13 protein-coding genes and 1 pseudogene are annotated in these 13981 nt (G+C 67.1%); 5 read left to right on the top strand and 9 right to left on the bottom strand.

Going from position 1 to position 13981, the window contains the following annotated elements; genetic code table 11:
• The first annotated feature begins 52 nt into the window (after window positions 1–52).
• The 3 genes from AC1KAT_RS18520 (at window position 53) to AC1KAT_RS18510 (ending at window position 2271) form a co-directional block, all read left to right on the top strand.
• Window positions 53–973, top strand: a complete 921-nt coding sequence (locus tag AC1KAT_RS18520) for a LysR substrate-binding domain-containing protein (protein WP_480328446.1) — start codon at window positions 53–55, stop codon at window positions 971–973.
• A 118-nt stretch (window positions 974–1091) separates the two neighbouring features.
• The gene (locus AC1KAT_RS18515; RefSeq protein ID WP_480328445.1) at window positions 1092–1631 is read left to right on the top strand and encodes a Dps family protein; all 540 of its coding nucleotides are present in this window, start codon (window positions 1092–1094) and stop codon (window positions 1629–1631) included.
• Between the two features lie 31 nt (window positions 1632–1662).
• On the top strand, window positions 1663–2271 hold the full coding sequence (locus tag AC1KAT_RS18510; protein WP_480328531.1) for a type 1 glutamine amidotransferase family protein: 609 nt from the start codon (window positions 1663–1665) through the stop codon (window positions 2269–2271).
• 71 nt (window positions 2272–2342) lie between these two features.
• On the opposite strand, the gene AC1KAT_RS18505 is transcribed toward AC1KAT_RS18510, so the two are convergent.
• Window positions 2343–3458, bottom strand: coding sequence for a glutathione S-transferase (locus AC1KAT_RS18505; protein ID WP_480328444.1), 1116 nt, complete (start codon window positions 3456–3458; stop codon window positions 2343–2345).
• A 222-nt stretch (window positions 3459–3680) separates the two neighbouring features.
• Here AC1KAT_RS18505 and AC1KAT_RS18500 point away from each other — a divergent pair, with 222 nt between their 5' ends.
• Window positions 3681–3971, top strand: a complete 291-nt coding sequence (locus tag AC1KAT_RS18500) for a TFIIB-type zinc ribbon-containing protein (RefSeq protein WP_480328443.1) — start codon at window positions 3681–3683, stop codon at window positions 3969–3971.
• A gap of 74 nt (window positions 3972–4045) precedes the next feature.
• Here AC1KAT_RS18500 and AC1KAT_RS18495 read toward each other — a convergent pair whose 3' ends face one another.
• The 5 genes from AC1KAT_RS18495 to AC1KAT_RS18475 all read right to left on the bottom strand — a co-directional run bounded on the left by AC1KAT_RS18495 (window position 4046) and on the right by AC1KAT_RS18475 (window position 10822).
• Entirely contained in the window at window positions 4046–5626 is a 1581-nt protein-coding gene (locus AC1KAT_RS18495; RefSeq protein ID WP_480328442.1) for a SpoVR family protein, read from the bottom strand.
• Window positions 5623–6900: a YeaH/YhbH family protein gene (locus tag AC1KAT_RS18490; RefSeq protein ID WP_480328441.1), complete on the bottom strand. Its 1278-nt coding sequence runs from the start codon at window positions 6898–6900 to the stop codon at window positions 5623–5625. The genes AC1KAT_RS18495 and AC1KAT_RS18490 overlap by 4 nt, the downstream gene beginning before the upstream one ends.
• A gap of 172 nt (window positions 6901–7072) precedes the next feature.
• Complete coding sequence (locus AC1KAT_RS18485; protein ID WP_480328440.1) at window positions 7073–8995, bottom strand: PrkA family serine protein kinase; 1923 nt, start codon at window positions 8993–8995, stop codon at window positions 7073–7075.
• A 335-nt stretch (window positions 8996–9330) separates the two neighbouring features.
• The gene (locus tag AC1KAT_RS18480; RefSeq protein ID WP_480328439.1) at window positions 9331–10230 is read right to left on the bottom strand and encodes a ParB/RepB/Spo0J family partition protein; all 900 of its coding nucleotides are present in this window, start codon (window positions 10228–10230) and stop codon (window positions 9331–9333) included.
• A 46-nt stretch (window positions 10231–10276) separates the two neighbouring features.
• Complete coding sequence (locus AC1KAT_RS18475) at window positions 10277–10822, bottom strand: RBBP9/YdeN family alpha/beta hydrolase (RefSeq protein WP_480328438.1); 546 nt, start codon at window positions 10820–10822, stop codon at window positions 10277–10279.
• Window positions 10823–10868: 46 nt separating this feature from the next.
• Here AC1KAT_RS18475 and argC point away from each other — a divergent pair, with 46 nt between their 5' ends.
• Window positions 10869–11810 carry an N-acetyl-gamma-glutamyl-phosphate reductase gene (argC, locus tag AC1KAT_RS18470; protein WP_480328437.1) on the top strand — a complete coding sequence of 314 codons (942 nt, stop codon included), beginning with the start codon at window positions 10869–10871 and terminating at the stop codon, window positions 11808–11810.
• A gap of 39 nt (window positions 11811–11849) precedes the next feature.
• Here the strand turns inward: argC and AC1KAT_RS18465 are convergent, their stop codons facing one another.
• From AC1KAT_RS18465 to rsmG, 3 genes and pseudogenes are all read right to left on the bottom strand, one after another.
• A complete protein-coding gene (locus AC1KAT_RS18465) occupies window positions 11850–12650 on the bottom strand; it encodes a ParA family protein (RefSeq protein ID WP_480328436.1) in 801 nt (266 codons plus the stop codon).
• Between the two features lie 31 nt (window positions 12651–12681).
• Window positions 12682–13297 (bottom strand): annotated as a pseudogene (locus AC1KAT_RS18460) (LysE family transporter).
• Window positions 13298–13299: 2 nt separating this feature from the next.
• Complete coding sequence (rsmG, locus tag AC1KAT_RS18455; RefSeq protein ID WP_480328435.1) at window positions 13300–13968, bottom strand: 16S rRNA (guanine(527)-N(7))-methyltransferase RsmG; 669 nt, start codon at window positions 13966–13968, stop codon at window positions 13300–13302.
• Window positions 13969–13981: the final 13 nt, after the last annotated feature.

Genomic DNA, 13981 nt, shown 5'->3' with positions numbered 1-13981 from the left:
CGCAGCAGGCGGGGGGCGACGGCGACGCGCATGTCACCCGAGGGTCGGGGCCATGACGCTGACCGAACTGCGCTACATCGTCGCCGTCGCCAGAGAGAAGCACTTCGGCCGCGCCGCCGAGGCCTGCTTCGTCTCGCAGCCCACGCTGAGCGTCGCCATCAAGAAGCTCGAAGAAGAGCTGGACGTGAAGCTCTTCGAGCGCGGCGCCAACGAGGTGAGCGTCACCCCGCTGGGCGACGAGATCGTGCGCCAGGCGCAGGCCGTGATCGAACAGGCCGCCGCCATCAAAGAGATCGCCAAGCGCGGAAAAGACCCGGTCTCGGGCCCGCTCAAGCTGGGCATCATCTACACGATCGGGCCCTACCTGCTGCCCGACCTGGTGAAGCAGGCCATCGAGCGCGTGCCGCAGATGCCGCTGATGCTGCAAGAGAACTTCACCGCCAAGCTGCTCGACATGCTGCGCACCGGCGAGTTGGACGCAGCCATCATGGCCGAGCCCTTTCCCGACACCGGCCTGGCCGTGGCCCCGCTGTACGACGAGCCCTTCATGGTGGCCGTGCCGCACAGCCACCCGCTCGCCAAACGCAAGCAGATCAGCGCCGAAGAGCTGAAGAAGGAAACCATGCTGCTGCTGGGCACGGGGCACTGCTTCCGCGACCACGTGCTCGAGGTCTGCCCGGAGTACGCACGCTTTTCGAGCGACGCCGAAGGCATCCGCAAGAGCTTCGAGGGCTCGTCACTCGAAACCATCAAGTACATGGTCGCCTCGGGCATGGGCGTGACCGTGGTGCCGCAGTTGAGCGTGGCGCGCGACGCGCAGCCGCAGGTGAGCTACATCCCCTTCACCCCGCCGGTGCCCACGCGCCGCGTGGTCCTGGTGTGGCGCCGCACCTTCACCCGCTACGAGGCCATCGCGGCGCTGCGCAACGCGATCTACGCCTGCCCGCTGCCGGGCGTGACCCGGCTGTCCTGACCGAACCGGGCCCACACGATGGGTTCTGCGTTGCATCAACCCTGCGACCGGCTGCGGCGCAAGGGCCTCGCTAGACTGCGCTGATCACCGACCCACATCACCCTGCGGAGAAGACGCGATGGCGAAGAAAAGCAAAGAGTCCGGCAAAGACAGCGGCAAGGCCCCGACCCCGGCGACCGGTGGCGTGGGCATCCACATCGGCATCAGCGATGCCGACCGCGCGCGCATCGCGGGTGGGCTGAGCAAGCTGCTGGCCGACACCTTCACGCTGTACCTCACCACGCACAACTTCCACTGGAACGTCACCGGCCCGATGTTCAACACGCTGCACACCATGTTCATGGGGCAGTACACCGAACTGTGGAATGCGGTGGACCCGATCGCCGAACGCATCCGCTCGCTTGGGCACCCGGCCCCCGGCGGCTACGCGCAGTTCGGCGCGCTGGCGTCCATTCCCGACGCGCCCAAGGCCCCGCCCAAGGCGCTCGAGATGGTGCGCATCCTGGTCGAAGGCCACGAGGCCGTGGCGCGCACGGCGCGCAGCATCTTCCCGCTCGCCGATGCGGCCAGCGACGAGCCCACCGCCGACCTGCTGACCCAGCGCCTCACGGTTCACGAGCAGACCGCGTGGATGCTGCGCAGCCTGCTGGAGGACTGAGCCCGTGGCGCCGGCGGTCGTGCTGCCCACCGTGAAGGTGGCCATCGTCAGCTTCGACGGGTTCAACGAGCTCGACACCTTCATCGCGCTCGGCCTCATCAACCGCCTGCGCCCCGAAGGCTGGTCGGCCGAGATCGCCAGCCCCGCCGCGCGCCTGACTTCGATGAACGGCGTGACGGTCGAGACGCCGCAGCCGCTCGAATACGCCAACGAGGCCGACATCGTGCTCTTCGGCAGCGGCCTCTACACGCGCGCCATCGCCGAGAACAGCGCCGTGCTCGACCGCCTGCAGCTCGACCCGCTGCGCCAGTTCATCGGCGGCCAATGTTCGGGCGTGCTGCTGATGGCGCGCCTGGGCCTGCTGGCCGACCAACCCGCCTGCACCGACCTCACCAGCAAGCCCTGGGTGGTCGAAGCCGGCGTGCGCGTCACCGACACGGCCTTCCATGCACGCGGCTCCATCGCCACCGCCGGTGGCTGCCTCGCGTCGCAGTACCTCGCCACCTGGGCGATGCTCAAGCGCGGCGGGCCCGACCTCACCCGACAGGCCCTGCACTACGCCGCGCCGGTGGGCGAGAAAGAGGTCTATGTGCAGCGGTTGCTGGATGTGGTCATGCCATTCACCGCTTCGGCGGCATGAACCACCGAGCGCTCAGAAGGCACGAGTGAGCCCGTCGCGGCGGTGAGCGGTCAGGGCGCGTTCACACCTGCTCAAGTTTCAGCCGAGGCATCCGCCGGCAGGGGGCGCACGGTCAGACCCTCGCGCGTCAGGCCCGGCAACTCGGGCATGTGCAGCAGGCCATCCGCCCCGATGGCCCGCAAGGCCTGCGCCACACGCGCATGCTCGGGCCCTGTCAGGCGGCGCAGGTGGTCATTGACCCGCTGCCACATCCACAGGCTGTAGGGACGGACCACCCGCTCGCTGGTCACGCCTTCGAGCGTGAAGGCGTGCTTGCCCAGCGCGCGTGGCAAGGCCTCGCCCGGGTGCTCGACGCTCCAGGCGCGCACTTGCGCGGCCGTGTCGGCCAGCACCGGAATGAATTCGCGCGACCAGCGCTGCAGCACCGGCACCAAGGTGGCAGGGATCGCGTCGTCGGCGAGCAGTTCGCCAGACAGCGACTGCGGCGCGTGCTGCACCTGCTCGACCCAGCGCACCACGTGCGGTGCCAGGCGACGCATCAGCGCGCCGGCCGTCGGGTCGCGGTACTGGTGCGCGTAGAGCGGGCCGATCAGCCCGAAGTCGGCGAGGCACGGCCGCGCGCCCAGCAGGGCTGGTGAGACGGCGAAGTGCGCGTCCAGCTCACGCAGCAAGCCTTCGTACGACGCCTCGACCGCCGCGTGGGCGTGGGGCAGGGCGCCGAGCGCATCGGCCGCCTTCGCGAACGGCCCGGCAATCTGCTGGCCGATGGCCTGCTGCTCAGCGGGCGTCGCCTGCGGTGCATTGACCGCGCCGAACTGCGCCATCGCCCATTCGGCGTCGTGGTGCCAGCGGTAATGCATCGCGGGGATCAACAGCCATTCATCGGCCACACACTCGATCCACAGCGCGAGGAGCCGCTGCACGGGCGTGGCGGGGTAGACCGGCGGCGCGGGATGCTGCGCTTCCAGCGCGTCGATGATGTCGCTGCTGTCTTGCAAGAGCGCGCCCTCGGGCGTCTTGAGCACGGGGATGACCCGCACGCCCACGCCCGGCAGGATCACCGTCTTGTAGACATGCGCATCGGCCAGCACCTCGGCAAACGGCAGGCCCTTCCAGCGCAGGTACGCGCGCACCTTGGCGGTGTAGTAGCTGATCTCGGCGCCGTAGAGGGTGTAGGGCGTGGGCATGTCGGGGGCAGAATCGGTCGGACGAAAGACAGCGAAGCGCGCAGTATCGCGTCCTGACGGGCCCGCTCATCGGCGCCGGCCTTGGCGGGCTTCGTGTGCTCAGGCCGCAGGCCACGTGCCGCCCCGACCACCCTCTGGCCCGGCCGACCGTGGAACTCCGCCACCGGCCGTCTCTCTGAGCGCACAGCGATCTTGATGTCCCCTTCCCAACAGGAGCCGTTCATGCAATGCCCCGTGTGCCCCGAAACCACCCTGCTGATGAGCCACCGCCAGAGCGTTGAGATCGACTACTGCCCGAAGTGCCGGGGTGTCTGGCTCGATCGGGGCGAGCTCGACAAGCTGATCGAACTTGCCGGCACGCACGAATCCGCCTCGCGCGGCGAACCGGTGCGGCCGGCGCCCAGCTCTCACGCGCCGATCCCCGTCGCACGCCGCGACTTCGAGGATTCCGACTACGGCAAGCACCACCATGGCCACCGCCGCAAGTCGTGGCTGAGCGACCTGTTCGACTGACGCCGCCAAACACTCGCCTCGCACGCCAGCGTGCCGCGCCTCCCGGCCCGGTCACGCAGACGTCAACGAAGCGCTCACTGGTGCGGTGCCGGCACCGACCAGCGCTGCGTCACGTCGTTGGCGGCGTTGACGCTTTCCAGGTGCACGCCGAAGCCCCACAGCCGGGCGACGTGCTTGAGCACGTCGTGCGCGCTGTCGTGCAACGGGCGGCCGTTGTGCTGCGTGTGGCGCAGCGTGAGCGAACGGTCGCCGCGCAGGTTGACGTTCCAGACCTGGATGTTGGGCTCGCGGCTGCCGAGGTCGTATTGCCGCGACAAGGACTCGCGCACGCGCCGGTAGCCGCTTTCGTCGTGGATGGCGGCGACTTCGAGTTCTGACTCTTTCTCGTCGTCGACGATCGAGAAGAACCTGAACTCACGCATCAGCGTGGGCGACAGGTACTGGCCGATGAAGCTCTCGTCCTTGAAGTTGCGCATCGCGTGGTCGATGGTCTCCAGCCAGTCGCGGCCCGCGAGTTCAGGAAACCAGTGCCGGTCTTCGTCGGTCGGCTTCTCGCAGATGCGCTTGATGTCGGTGTACATCGCAAAGCCGAGCGCGTAGGGATTGATGCCGCTGTAGTGGCGGTCGGTGACGCGGGGCTGGTAGACGACGTTGGTGTGCGACTTCAACCACTCGATCATCATGCCGTCGGTGAGATGACCGTCGTCATACATCGTGTTGAGCAGCTTGTGGTGCCAGAACGTGGCCCAGCCTTCGTTCATCACCTGCGTCTGGCGCTGCGGGTAGAAGTACTGCGCCACCTTGCGCACGATGCGCACGACCTCGCGCTGCCAAGGTTCGAGCAACGGGGCGTTCTTCTCGATGAAATACAGCAGGTTCTCTTGCGGCTCTTCGGGAAAGCGGCGCGCGACCTGCTCTTCGGCGGCCTTCTCGGGCCGCGCGGGCAGCGTGCGCCACATGTCGTTGACCTGCTGCTGCGCGTAGGCTTCGCGGTCCTTGCGATCGGCGAGCTCTTGCGCGAGCGACTTGCGGCTGGGCCGGCGGTAGCGATCGACGCCGTGGTTCATCAGCGCATGGCAGCTGTCGAGCAGGGCTTCGACGGCGTCGAGCCCGTGGCGCTCTTCGCATTCGGTCACGTAGTTCTTCGCGTAGACGAGGTAGTCGATGATCGACGCCGCATCGGTCCACATGCGGAAGAGGTAGTTGCCCTTGAAGAAGCTGTTGTGGCCGTAGGCCGCGTGCGCGATCACCAGGGCCTGCATCGCCATCGTGTTCTCTTCCATCAGGTAGCTGATGCAAGGGTTCGAGTTGATGACGATCTCGTAGGCGAGGCCCATGTGGCCGCGCTTGTAGTTCTTCTCGGTGGCGATGAACTCTTTGCCGTAGCTCCAGTGGCGGTAGTTCACCGGCATGCCCACCGACGCATAGGCGTCCATCATCTGCTCGGCGGTGATGATCTCGAGCTGGTTCGGGTAGGTGTCGAGCCCGAAGCGTTCGGCCGTGCTGCGGATGACCTCGTGGTAGCGCTCGATCAGGTCGAACGACCAGTCGCTGGGCGCAGGCAGGGGCTCGGTGGCCTTGGGCGGGGTGACGATGTCGGCGGCGCGTTGGCGCGGTGCATCGGCCGCGGTCGAATCAGGGCGCGGGGGCGTCATGCCGCAGCTCCTTCTTTCTTGAACAAGTCTCTGAACACCGGGTAGATCTGCGAGGCTTCGGTCGCCTTGCGGATGGCGAACACCTTCGACTCGCCGGCGAGCGCGGTGTATTCGTCCCACAGGTTCTGCTCTTCTTCGGCCACCTGCACGTAGGCGAAGTAGCGGCACAGCGGCAGGATGTTGTTGGCCAGCAGCTCGCGGCAGCGGCCGCTGTCGTGGTGCCAGTTGTCGCCGTCGCTGGCCTGCGCGCCGTAGATGTTCCACTCGCTGGTCGGGTAGCGCGCGCGGGCGATCTCTTCCATCAGCACCAGGGCGCTCGACACCACGGTGCCGCCGGTCTCGGTGGAATGGAAGAAGTTCTGCTCATCGACTTCTTGTGCCTGCGTGTGGTGGCGGATGAACACGATGTCGATGCGCTCGTAGTGCCGCGTGAGAAAGAGGTACAGCAAGATGAAGAAGCGCTTGGCCAGGTCCTTGCGCGCCTCGTCCATCGAGCCCGACACGTCCATCAAGCAGAACATCACCGCCTTGGCGGTCGGCACCGGCACCTTCACGCGGCTGCGGTAGCGCAGGTCGATCGGGTCGAGGAAGGGGATGCGGCCGAGCCGCGCACGCAGGGCTTCGATCTCGCGTTCAAGCCCGGGGATTTCATGCGCGTGCGGGTTCGGCGCGGGGTGGCGCTTGATGGCGTCCAGGTGCTCTTCGAGCTGGCGCAGCTCGCGCCGCGACTCCGAGCCCAGCGCGATGCGCCGGCCGATGGCCCCGCGCATCGAGCGCACGACGTGCAGGTTGTTGGGCGTGCCGTCGCTGCTGTAGCCGGCGCGGTGCGTTTTGAACTCGGGCGTCTCGGCGAGTGTGGTGCGCGCGAGGTTGGGCAAGGCGAGGTCGTCGAAGAAGACCTGCATGAACTCTTCTTTGGTCAGGTGGAAGACGAAGTCGTCGTCGCCTTCACCTTGATCGCTGGCCTGGCCGCCACCGCCGCCACCCCCACCGCCTTGCGGCCGCTCGATGCGGTCGCCGCGCACGTATTCCTTGTTGCCAGGGTGGACCATCTCGCGCTTGCCGCCCTGGCCATGGCCGAACACGGGCTCGGCGATGTCGCGCTTGGGGATGTGGATGTCTTCACCCTGCGCGATGTCGCGGATGCCGCGCCCATCGACCGCGCGCTTCACCGCCTCGCGGATCTGCTCCTTGTGGCGGCGCAGGAAGCGCTCGCGGTTGCCGATGGACTTGTTCTTGCCCGCCAGCCGTCGATCGATGATCTGCTGAAACATGCAATGTCCTTGTTCACCGGGGACACGGGGAGTCATGCCCCGGGTTTCTTACCGCCAAGACGCGAAGGACGCAAAGGTCGCCAAGACAAGAACGGGGCTGCTTCCGGAGAGAAATCCTCATGCATTTCCTTGGCGGTCTTGGCGTCTGTGCGGTGAAGAAGACCTCACCCCGTCACGAGCTCTTGCGAACGCGCAGATACCACTCGCACAGCAGGCGCACCTGCTTGGGCGTGTAGCCCTTCTGCACCATGCGGGTCACGAAGTCCTCGTGCTTCTTCGCCTCGTCGGCGCTGGCCTTGGCGTTGAAGCTGATGACCGGCAGCAGCTCTTCGGTGTTCGAGAACATCTTCTTCTCGATCACGGTGCGCAGCTTCTCGTAGCTCGTCCACACCGGGTTGTTGCCGGCGTTGTTGGCGCGCGCACGCAGCACGAAGTTGACGATCTCGTTGCGGAAGTCCTTCGGGTTCGCAATGCCGGCGGGCTTCTCGATCTTCTCGAGCTCCGCGTTCAGCGACGCGCGGTCGAAGACCTCGCCGGTGTCGGTGTCGCGGTACTCGTGGTCCTGAATCCAATAGTCGGCGTACGTGACGTAGCGGTCGAAGATGTTCTGGCCGTACTCGCTGTAGCTCTCGAGGTACGCCGTCTGGATCTCTTTGCCGATGAATTCGGCATAGCGCGTCGCCAGGTGCTCCTTGATGAAGGCCAGGTACTTCTGCTCGGTCTCGGCCGGGAACTGCTCGCGCTCGATCTGCTGTTCGAGCACGTACATCAGGTGCACCGGGTTGGCGGCCACCTCGGTCGAGTCGAAGTTGAAGACTTTCGAGAGGATCTTGAACGCGAAGCGCGTCGAGATGCCACTCATGCCTTCATCGACCCCGGCGTAGTCGCGGTACTCGGCGAAGCTCTTGGCACGCGGGTCGGTGTCTTTCAGGTTCTCACCGTCGTACACCAGCATCTTCGAATAGAGCGACGAGTTCTCGGGCTCCTTCAGGCGCGTCAGCACCGCGAACTGGCTCATCATCTTCAGCGTGCCCGGGGCGCAGGTGGCCTGCGCCAGCGACGAGCCGCGCAGCAGCTTCTCGTAGATCTTGACCTCTTCGCTGACGCGCAGGCAGTACGGCACCTTCACGATGTAGATGCGGTCGAGGAAGGCCTCGTTGTTCTTGTTGTTGCGGAAGGTCTTCCACTCGCTCTCGTTGCTGTGCGCGAGCACCACGCCGTCGAAGGGGATGGCACCAAAGCCTTCGGTGCCCTTGTAGTTGCCCTCCTGCGTGGCCGTCAGCAGCGGGTGCAGCACCTTGATCGGCGCCTTGAACATTTCGACGAACTCGAGCAGGCCCTGGTTCGCGAGGCACAGGCCACCCGAGTAGCTGTAGGCGTCGGGGTCGTCTTGCGCATAGGTTTCGAGCTTGCGGATATCGACCTTGCCGACCAGCGAGCTGATGTCCTGGTTGTTCTCGTCGCCCGGCTCCGTCTTGGCGATGCCCACCTGCTTCAAGATCGACGGGAAGCGTTTGACGACCTTGAACTTTCGGATGTCGCCGCCGTACTCTTCGAGCCGCTTCACGGCCCAGGGCGACAGGATGCGCTGCAGGTAGCGGCGCGGGATGCCGTATTCCTTCTCGAGGATGGGCCCGTCTTCGACCGCATCGAACAGGCCCAGCGGCGACTCGTTCACCGGCGAGCCCTTGATCGCATAGAAGGGCACCTCTTGCATCAGCGACTTCAGTCGCTCGGCGATCGACGACTTGCCGCCGCCCACCGGGCCCAGCAGGTAGAGGATCTGCTTCTTTTCTTCGAGGCCTTGCGCGGCGTGGCGGAAGTACGAGACGACCTGCTCGATCGCGTCTTCCATGCCGTAGAACTCGGCGAAGGCGGGGTAGACCTTGATGACCTTGTTGGCGAACAGGCGTGACAGCCGCTGGTCGTTGCGCGTGTCGATGGTCTGGGGTTCGCCGATGGCCTTGAGCATGCGCTCAGCCGCGGTGGCATACGCGATCGGGTTGCGCTTGCACTCGGCGAGGTACTCCTCCAGCGAGAGTTCTTCTTCGCGCGTGCGCTCGAAACGAGCGGCGAAATGGCTGATCACATCCATGCTGATCTCCTGTGCAGGACGACGCTGTGAAGGGGCCACCTTCAACACCGTCTTGGGGAAGTTCTGATGAAGCCCGTTGGCGGGACGTCATCAGAGCTTTCCTTTGGTATCAGCTTATATGTCGAGCCTCAAGCTTCGTGCATCGTGGGGGTGATCATGCCCAGAGTAAACGCGTATTGGCCAGCTTGTTTCGTGGTTTGCTTCACGCCCACATGTCAGCAATATGTGTGCCTTCTGGCGCGAGATCAAGCACCTGCAGGCCATTGAATCAAGGAGCCGTGCACACGAAGCAAAGTTCCTTGCGCATCGTCACCCCGTGGCAACGCGCGCTGCGCTCATTGCGATGACAGGCCCAGCTTGTCGAGCAAGCCGTTGAGTTCGTCCAGCGAGCCAAAGGCGATGGCCACCTCGCCCTGTTCGCCACGCTTGGTGCGCTTCTTCACGCGGATCTCGACCTGCGCGGTCAGGGCGTCCGACAGCTGCTCTTCGATGCGCGCGAGGTCGCGCGGCTTTTCTTTCGGCACACGCAGCAGCGGCTGCTGGCGGCTCGACCCCATGCGCGTGGCCAGCTTCTCGGCTTCGCGCACGTTGAGCTTCTTGGCGACGATCTCGCCGGCCGCGAGGATCTGCTGGGCGCCGTCGAGCGAGAGCAGGGCGCGGGCATGGCCCATGTCGATGTCACCGGCCATCAGCAGTTGCTGCACCGGCTCGGCCAGGTGCAGCAAACGCAGCAGGTTGCTGGCGGCGCTGCGCGAGCGGCCCACGGCCTGCGCGGCCTGTTCGTGGGTGAGGTTGAACTCGTTGACGAGGCGCGAGATGCCTTGCGCCTCTTCGAGCGGGTTGAGGTCTTCGCGCTGGATGTTCTCGATCAGCGCCATCGCCGCGGCGGCTTCGTCGGGCACCTCTTTCACCAGCACCGGCACTTCGCTCAGACCCGCCAGCTTGGCGGCGCGCGAGCGGCGTTCGCCCGCGATGATCTCGTAGCGGCCCCCGCCCACCGGGCGCACGAGGATGGGCTGCATGATCCCCTGCGCCTTGATGCTCTCGGCCAGTTCGTACAAGGAGCCTTCGTCCATGCGCGTGCGCGGCTGGTACTTGCCGGGCTGCAGCACGTCGAGCTTCAGCGTGCGGGGCGCGCCATCGGCAGCGGCCGGGGCCGCAGGGGTGTCGCTGACTTTCGGGCCGAGCAATGCTTCGAGGCCCAGGCCGAGGCCCTTGGGTTTCTTCGTGACCATGGGGTGGGATTCTCGTTGATGCGCTGCGGCACGCCGCGCGCGCCCTTCAGCGCGCCACCAGCCCGTCGAGCAGTGCCCGGCCCTCGGGCCACGCGCCCAGGCCCGATTCGGCGTTGATGTGCCCGCGCGCGCCGATGGCGACCGACGCGCTGCCCCAATCGGCCGCGAAGCGCAGCGCGGATTCGGCCGAGCCGAAGGGGTCGTCCTGGCTGAAGACGACGAGGCTCGCGAAGGGCAGGCGCTCGCGCACCAGCGGCCGCCAGGTGTGCAGTTGCGGCGGGGCCTCGGGGCGGGCCAGGTCGGGTGGGGCGACGAGCAGGGCGGCGCGCACCCGGGCGGTGTTTTGCGAGTGGGCCGCCCACGCCGCCACGAGGTGGCAGCCCAGGCTGTGGGCGACCAGCACGGCAGGCGTCGGGTCGGCCAGCAGCGCCTCTTCGAGCCGGGTCATCCAGTCGCCGCGCTTGGGCCAATCCCAGTCGTCTTGCTCGACCCACTGGTCACCGTGCCGCCGTGTCCATTCGGTTTGCCAGTGGCCCAGGCTGGAGCCCTGCCAGCCGGGGAGGTGAAGGATGCGCGGGGTCGGGTTCGTCATGGCAAAGGCTTATCCTTGCGCCTCTTTTTTTGCGCAGGGGTGAGTCATGAAACATCGGGTGTTTGTGGACGGCCAGGAAGGCACGACCGGCCTGCGCATCAACGAGTACCTCGCCGGGCGCAGCGACGTCGAAGTGTTGCGCATCGACGCCGACAAGCGCAAGGACGCCACCGAGCGCGCCCGCCTGCTCAATGCCGCCGACGTGGCCTTCTTGTGCCTGCCTGATGCGGCCGCGAAAGAAGCCGTCGCCCTGGTCACCAACCCCAACACCTGCGTCATCGACGCCAGCACCGCGCACCGCACCGCCCCCGGCTGGGCTTTCGGCCTGCCCGAGTTGGCCCACGGCCAGCGCGCGGCCATCCAGACCAGCAAGCGCATCGCCAATCCGGGCTGCCACGCCACGGCCTTCATCCTCGCCGTGCGCCCGCTGGTGGACGCCGGCATCCTGCCCCGGCACGCCGCCATCAGCGCCCAGTCGATCACCGGCTACTCGGGCGGCGGCAAGAAGATGATCGAGCAGTACGAAGCCGGCGGCGACCCCAAGCTGCAGGCGCCACGCCCCTACGCGCTGGGCCTGGGCCACAAGCACCTGCCCGAGATGGCGGCGCACACGGGCCTCGCCCATGCGCCGCTCTTCATGCCGGTGGTGGGCCCGTTCTACAAGGGTTTGGCGGTGAGTGTGCCCTTGCACATCAGCCAATTGTCGGCCGGCGCCACGCCCGAGACCGTGCACCAGGCGCTGGTCAAGCACTACGCCGGTGAACGCTTCATCCGCGTCGCCCCGCTGCGCGACCCGGCCGTGCTGGAAGACGGCTTCTTCGACGTGCAGGCCGACAACGACACCAACCGCGTCACCCTGTTCGTCTTCGCCAGCGCGCTGCAAGTCCTGGTGATCGCGCGCCTGGACAACCTGGGCAAGGGCGCCAGCGGCGCGGCCGTGCAGTGCATGAACCTGCACCTCGGGGTGGACGAAGGCTTGGGCCTCTGAGGAAGCCGCGCCCCTTCCAGCAGGGGGCGCGCCGAAGGATCAGGCCGGCGCGACAGCCGCCGGCATCGCGGTTTGCGTCTTCGCCCGCTCGACCATCTCGGCCGCGAACTCGACGAAGGCCTGCGCGCCGCGCGAGGCCGGGTCGAACACCACGCCCGGCAGCCCGTAGCTCGGCGCCTCGGCCAGGCGCACGTTGCGCGGGATCACCGTGTTGAACACCTTGTCGCCGAAGTGCGCCTTGAGCTGCTCGCTGACCTGCTGCTGCAAGGTGATGCGCGGGTCGAACATCACCCGCAACAGGCCGATGATCTGCAGGTCGGAGTTGAGGTTGGCGTGCACCTGCTTGATGGTGTTCACCAGGTCGCTCAGGCCTTCGAGCGCGAAGTACTCGCACTGCATCGGCACCACCACGCCATGGGCGCTGCACAGGCCGTTGAGCGTCAGCAGGCTCAGGCTCGGCGGGCAATCGATCAGCACGAAGTCATAGTCGCCGGCCACGGTGGCGATGGCGGCCTTGAGGCGCTTGTCGCGGCGCTCCAGCTCGACCAGCTCGACCTCGGCACCGGCCAGCTCGCGGTTGGCGCCCAGCACGTCGTAGCCGACCTTCTCGCTGCGCTGGCGCGCCTCGGCGATAGTGGCCGATTCGAGCAGCACGTCGTAGACGCTGAGTTCGAGCGCGCGCTTGTCCACGCCCGAGCCCATGGTGGCATTGCCCTGCGGGTCGAGGTCCACCACCAGCACGCGTTGACCGATCTGCGCCAGCCCGGCGGCGAGGTTCACGGTGGTCGTCGTCTTGCCGACCCCGCCTTTTTGATTGGCGATGCAGAAGATGCGCGTCATGGGGTGGTGTGTGCGGTGAAAGAAGAGGGGTTCAGCTGCTGCTGCCGAGGCGGATGCCAAAGCCAACCAGGCACAGGCCCGCCAGCTTCTGCAACCCGCGCGCCAGCCGGCGGTGCGCCTTTAGCTGCTCGGTGACGGCGTGGGCAAAGGCGCACAGGGTCAGGCAGTACAGGGCGGTCAGCCCGGCGATGGTCAGCGCCATCGCCCCGAAGGTCAGGGCACCGCGGTGCGTGTCGGGGTTGATGAAGAGCGGGAAGAAGGCCATGTAGAACACGATGGCCTTGGGGTTCAGCAGCGTGATGAAGAACGCCTGCCGCGCGTAGCGGCGCGGCTCGATGTGGATGACCGGCGGTGCGCCGTCTTTGGCGAACAGCAGCTTCAGGCCGATCCACACCAGGTACAGCGCCCCGGCGGATTGCACCACCTGGAAGGCCACCGGGTGGGCGAGCAGCAGCGCCGACACCCCGCCGACGGCCAGCCACAGCAGGGCCTGGTCCCCCACGATCAGCCCGGCGGTCGCCGCCGCACCGGCCCGCAGGCCCGCCTTTGGCGGTGGAGGTCAGCAGCGCCAGGGTGCCCGGCCCCGGCAGCGCCAGAAACACCAGCACGGCGGCGCAGAAGGAGCCGTAGTCCGAGATGCCCAACAGGGTCATCGGGCCGACCCTTCGCGGGGCTGCATCCAGACCAGGCAACGCTCGGCGTCGAGGCCGGGCACGGCGAGTTGTTCCACGTGAAACACCGACACGTCGGGCGGTAGGGTGGCCGCCTCGTCGTCGGGGCGCTTGCCCTTCATCGCCATCCACACGCCCCCCGGCTTGAGCAGCGGGCGGGTGAGGGTGACGAAGTCCCTCAGCGACGCGAAGGCGCGCGAGGTGATCAGATCGAAGGGCGGCAGCTTGAGCGATTCGACCCGGGCGTGCTCGGCGCCGAGCTGGCGCAGGCCGAGTTCACCGGCCACCTGGCGGATAAAACTGGCCTTCTTGCCGACCGTGTCCACACACACCACGGTGAGAGCGGGCAGGGTGATGGCGAGCACCACGCCAGGCAGGCCGGCACCGCTGCCGACATCCAACACCCGGACGGCGGCCCCGGCGGGAAGCGTCGCCAGGTGCCTCGACAGCGCCGGCACCACGGCCAGGCTGTCGAGCAGGTGGTGGGTCAGCATCTCGGCCGGGTCGCGCACGGCCGTGAGGTTGTAGACCTTGTTCCACTTGAGGATCAGCGCCTGGTAGGCGAGCAAGGCGTCAAGTTGCGCCTCGCTGAGCGACACGCCCAGCGCCTGCGCCCCCCGGGCGAGCTCGTCACGCGGCTCCGTCATGAGCGCGGCCCCA

The sequence above is a fragment of the Piscinibacter sp. PDB5-1 genome, from assembly GCF_056676035.1.
This window is presented reverse-complemented; position numbering and strand designations above follow the sequence as displayed.

Bases quoted from the DNA above. Each gene is read 5' to 3' on its own strand.
- AC1KAT_RS18515 (WP_480328445.1), top strand. From the start codon at position 1,092: ATGGCGAAGAAAAGCAAAGAGTCCGGCAAAGACAGCGGCAAGGCCCCG.
- rsmG (WP_480328435.1), bottom strand. From the start codon at position 13,968: ATGACGGAGCCGCGTGACGAGCTCGCCCGGGGGGCGCAGGCGCTGGGC.
- AC1KAT_RS18490 (WP_480328441.1), bottom strand. From the start codon at position 6,900: ATGTTTCAGCAGATCATCGATCGACGGCTGGCGGGCAAGAACAAGTCC.
- AC1KAT_RS18520 (WP_480328446.1), top strand. From the start codon at position 53: ATGACGCTGACCGAACTGCGCTACATCGTCGCCGTCGCCAGAGAGAAG.
- AC1KAT_RS18495 (WP_480328442.1), bottom strand. From the start codon at position 5,626: ATGACGCCCCCGCGCCCTGATTCGACCGCGGCCGATGCACCGCGCCAA.
- AC1KAT_RS18500 (WP_480328443.1), top strand. From the start codon at position 3,681: ATGCAATGCCCCGTGTGCCCCGAAACCACCCTGCTGATGAGCCACCGC.
- AC1KAT_RS18485 (WP_480328440.1), bottom strand. From the start codon at position 8,995: ATGGATGTGATCAGCCATTTCGCCGCTCGTTTCGAGCGCACGCGCGAA.
- AC1KAT_RS18475 (WP_480328438.1), bottom strand. From the start codon at position 10,822: ATGACGAACCCGACCCCGCGCATCCTTCACCTCCCCGGCTGGCAGGGC.
- AC1KAT_RS18505 (WP_480328444.1), bottom strand. From the start codon at position 3,458: ATGCCCACGCCCTACACCCTCTACGGCGCCGAGATCAGCTACTACACC.
- argC (WP_480328437.1), top strand. From the start codon at position 10,869: ATGAAACATCGGGTGTTTGTGGACGGCCAGGAAGGCACGACCGGCCTG.
- AC1KAT_RS18465 (WP_480328436.1), bottom strand. From the start codon at position 12,650: ATGACGCGCATCTTCTGCATCGCCAATCAAAAAGGCGGGGTCGGCAAG.
- AC1KAT_RS18480 (WP_480328439.1), bottom strand. From the start codon at position 10,230: ATGGTCACGAAGAAACCCAAGGGCCTCGGCCTGGGCCTCGAAGCATTG.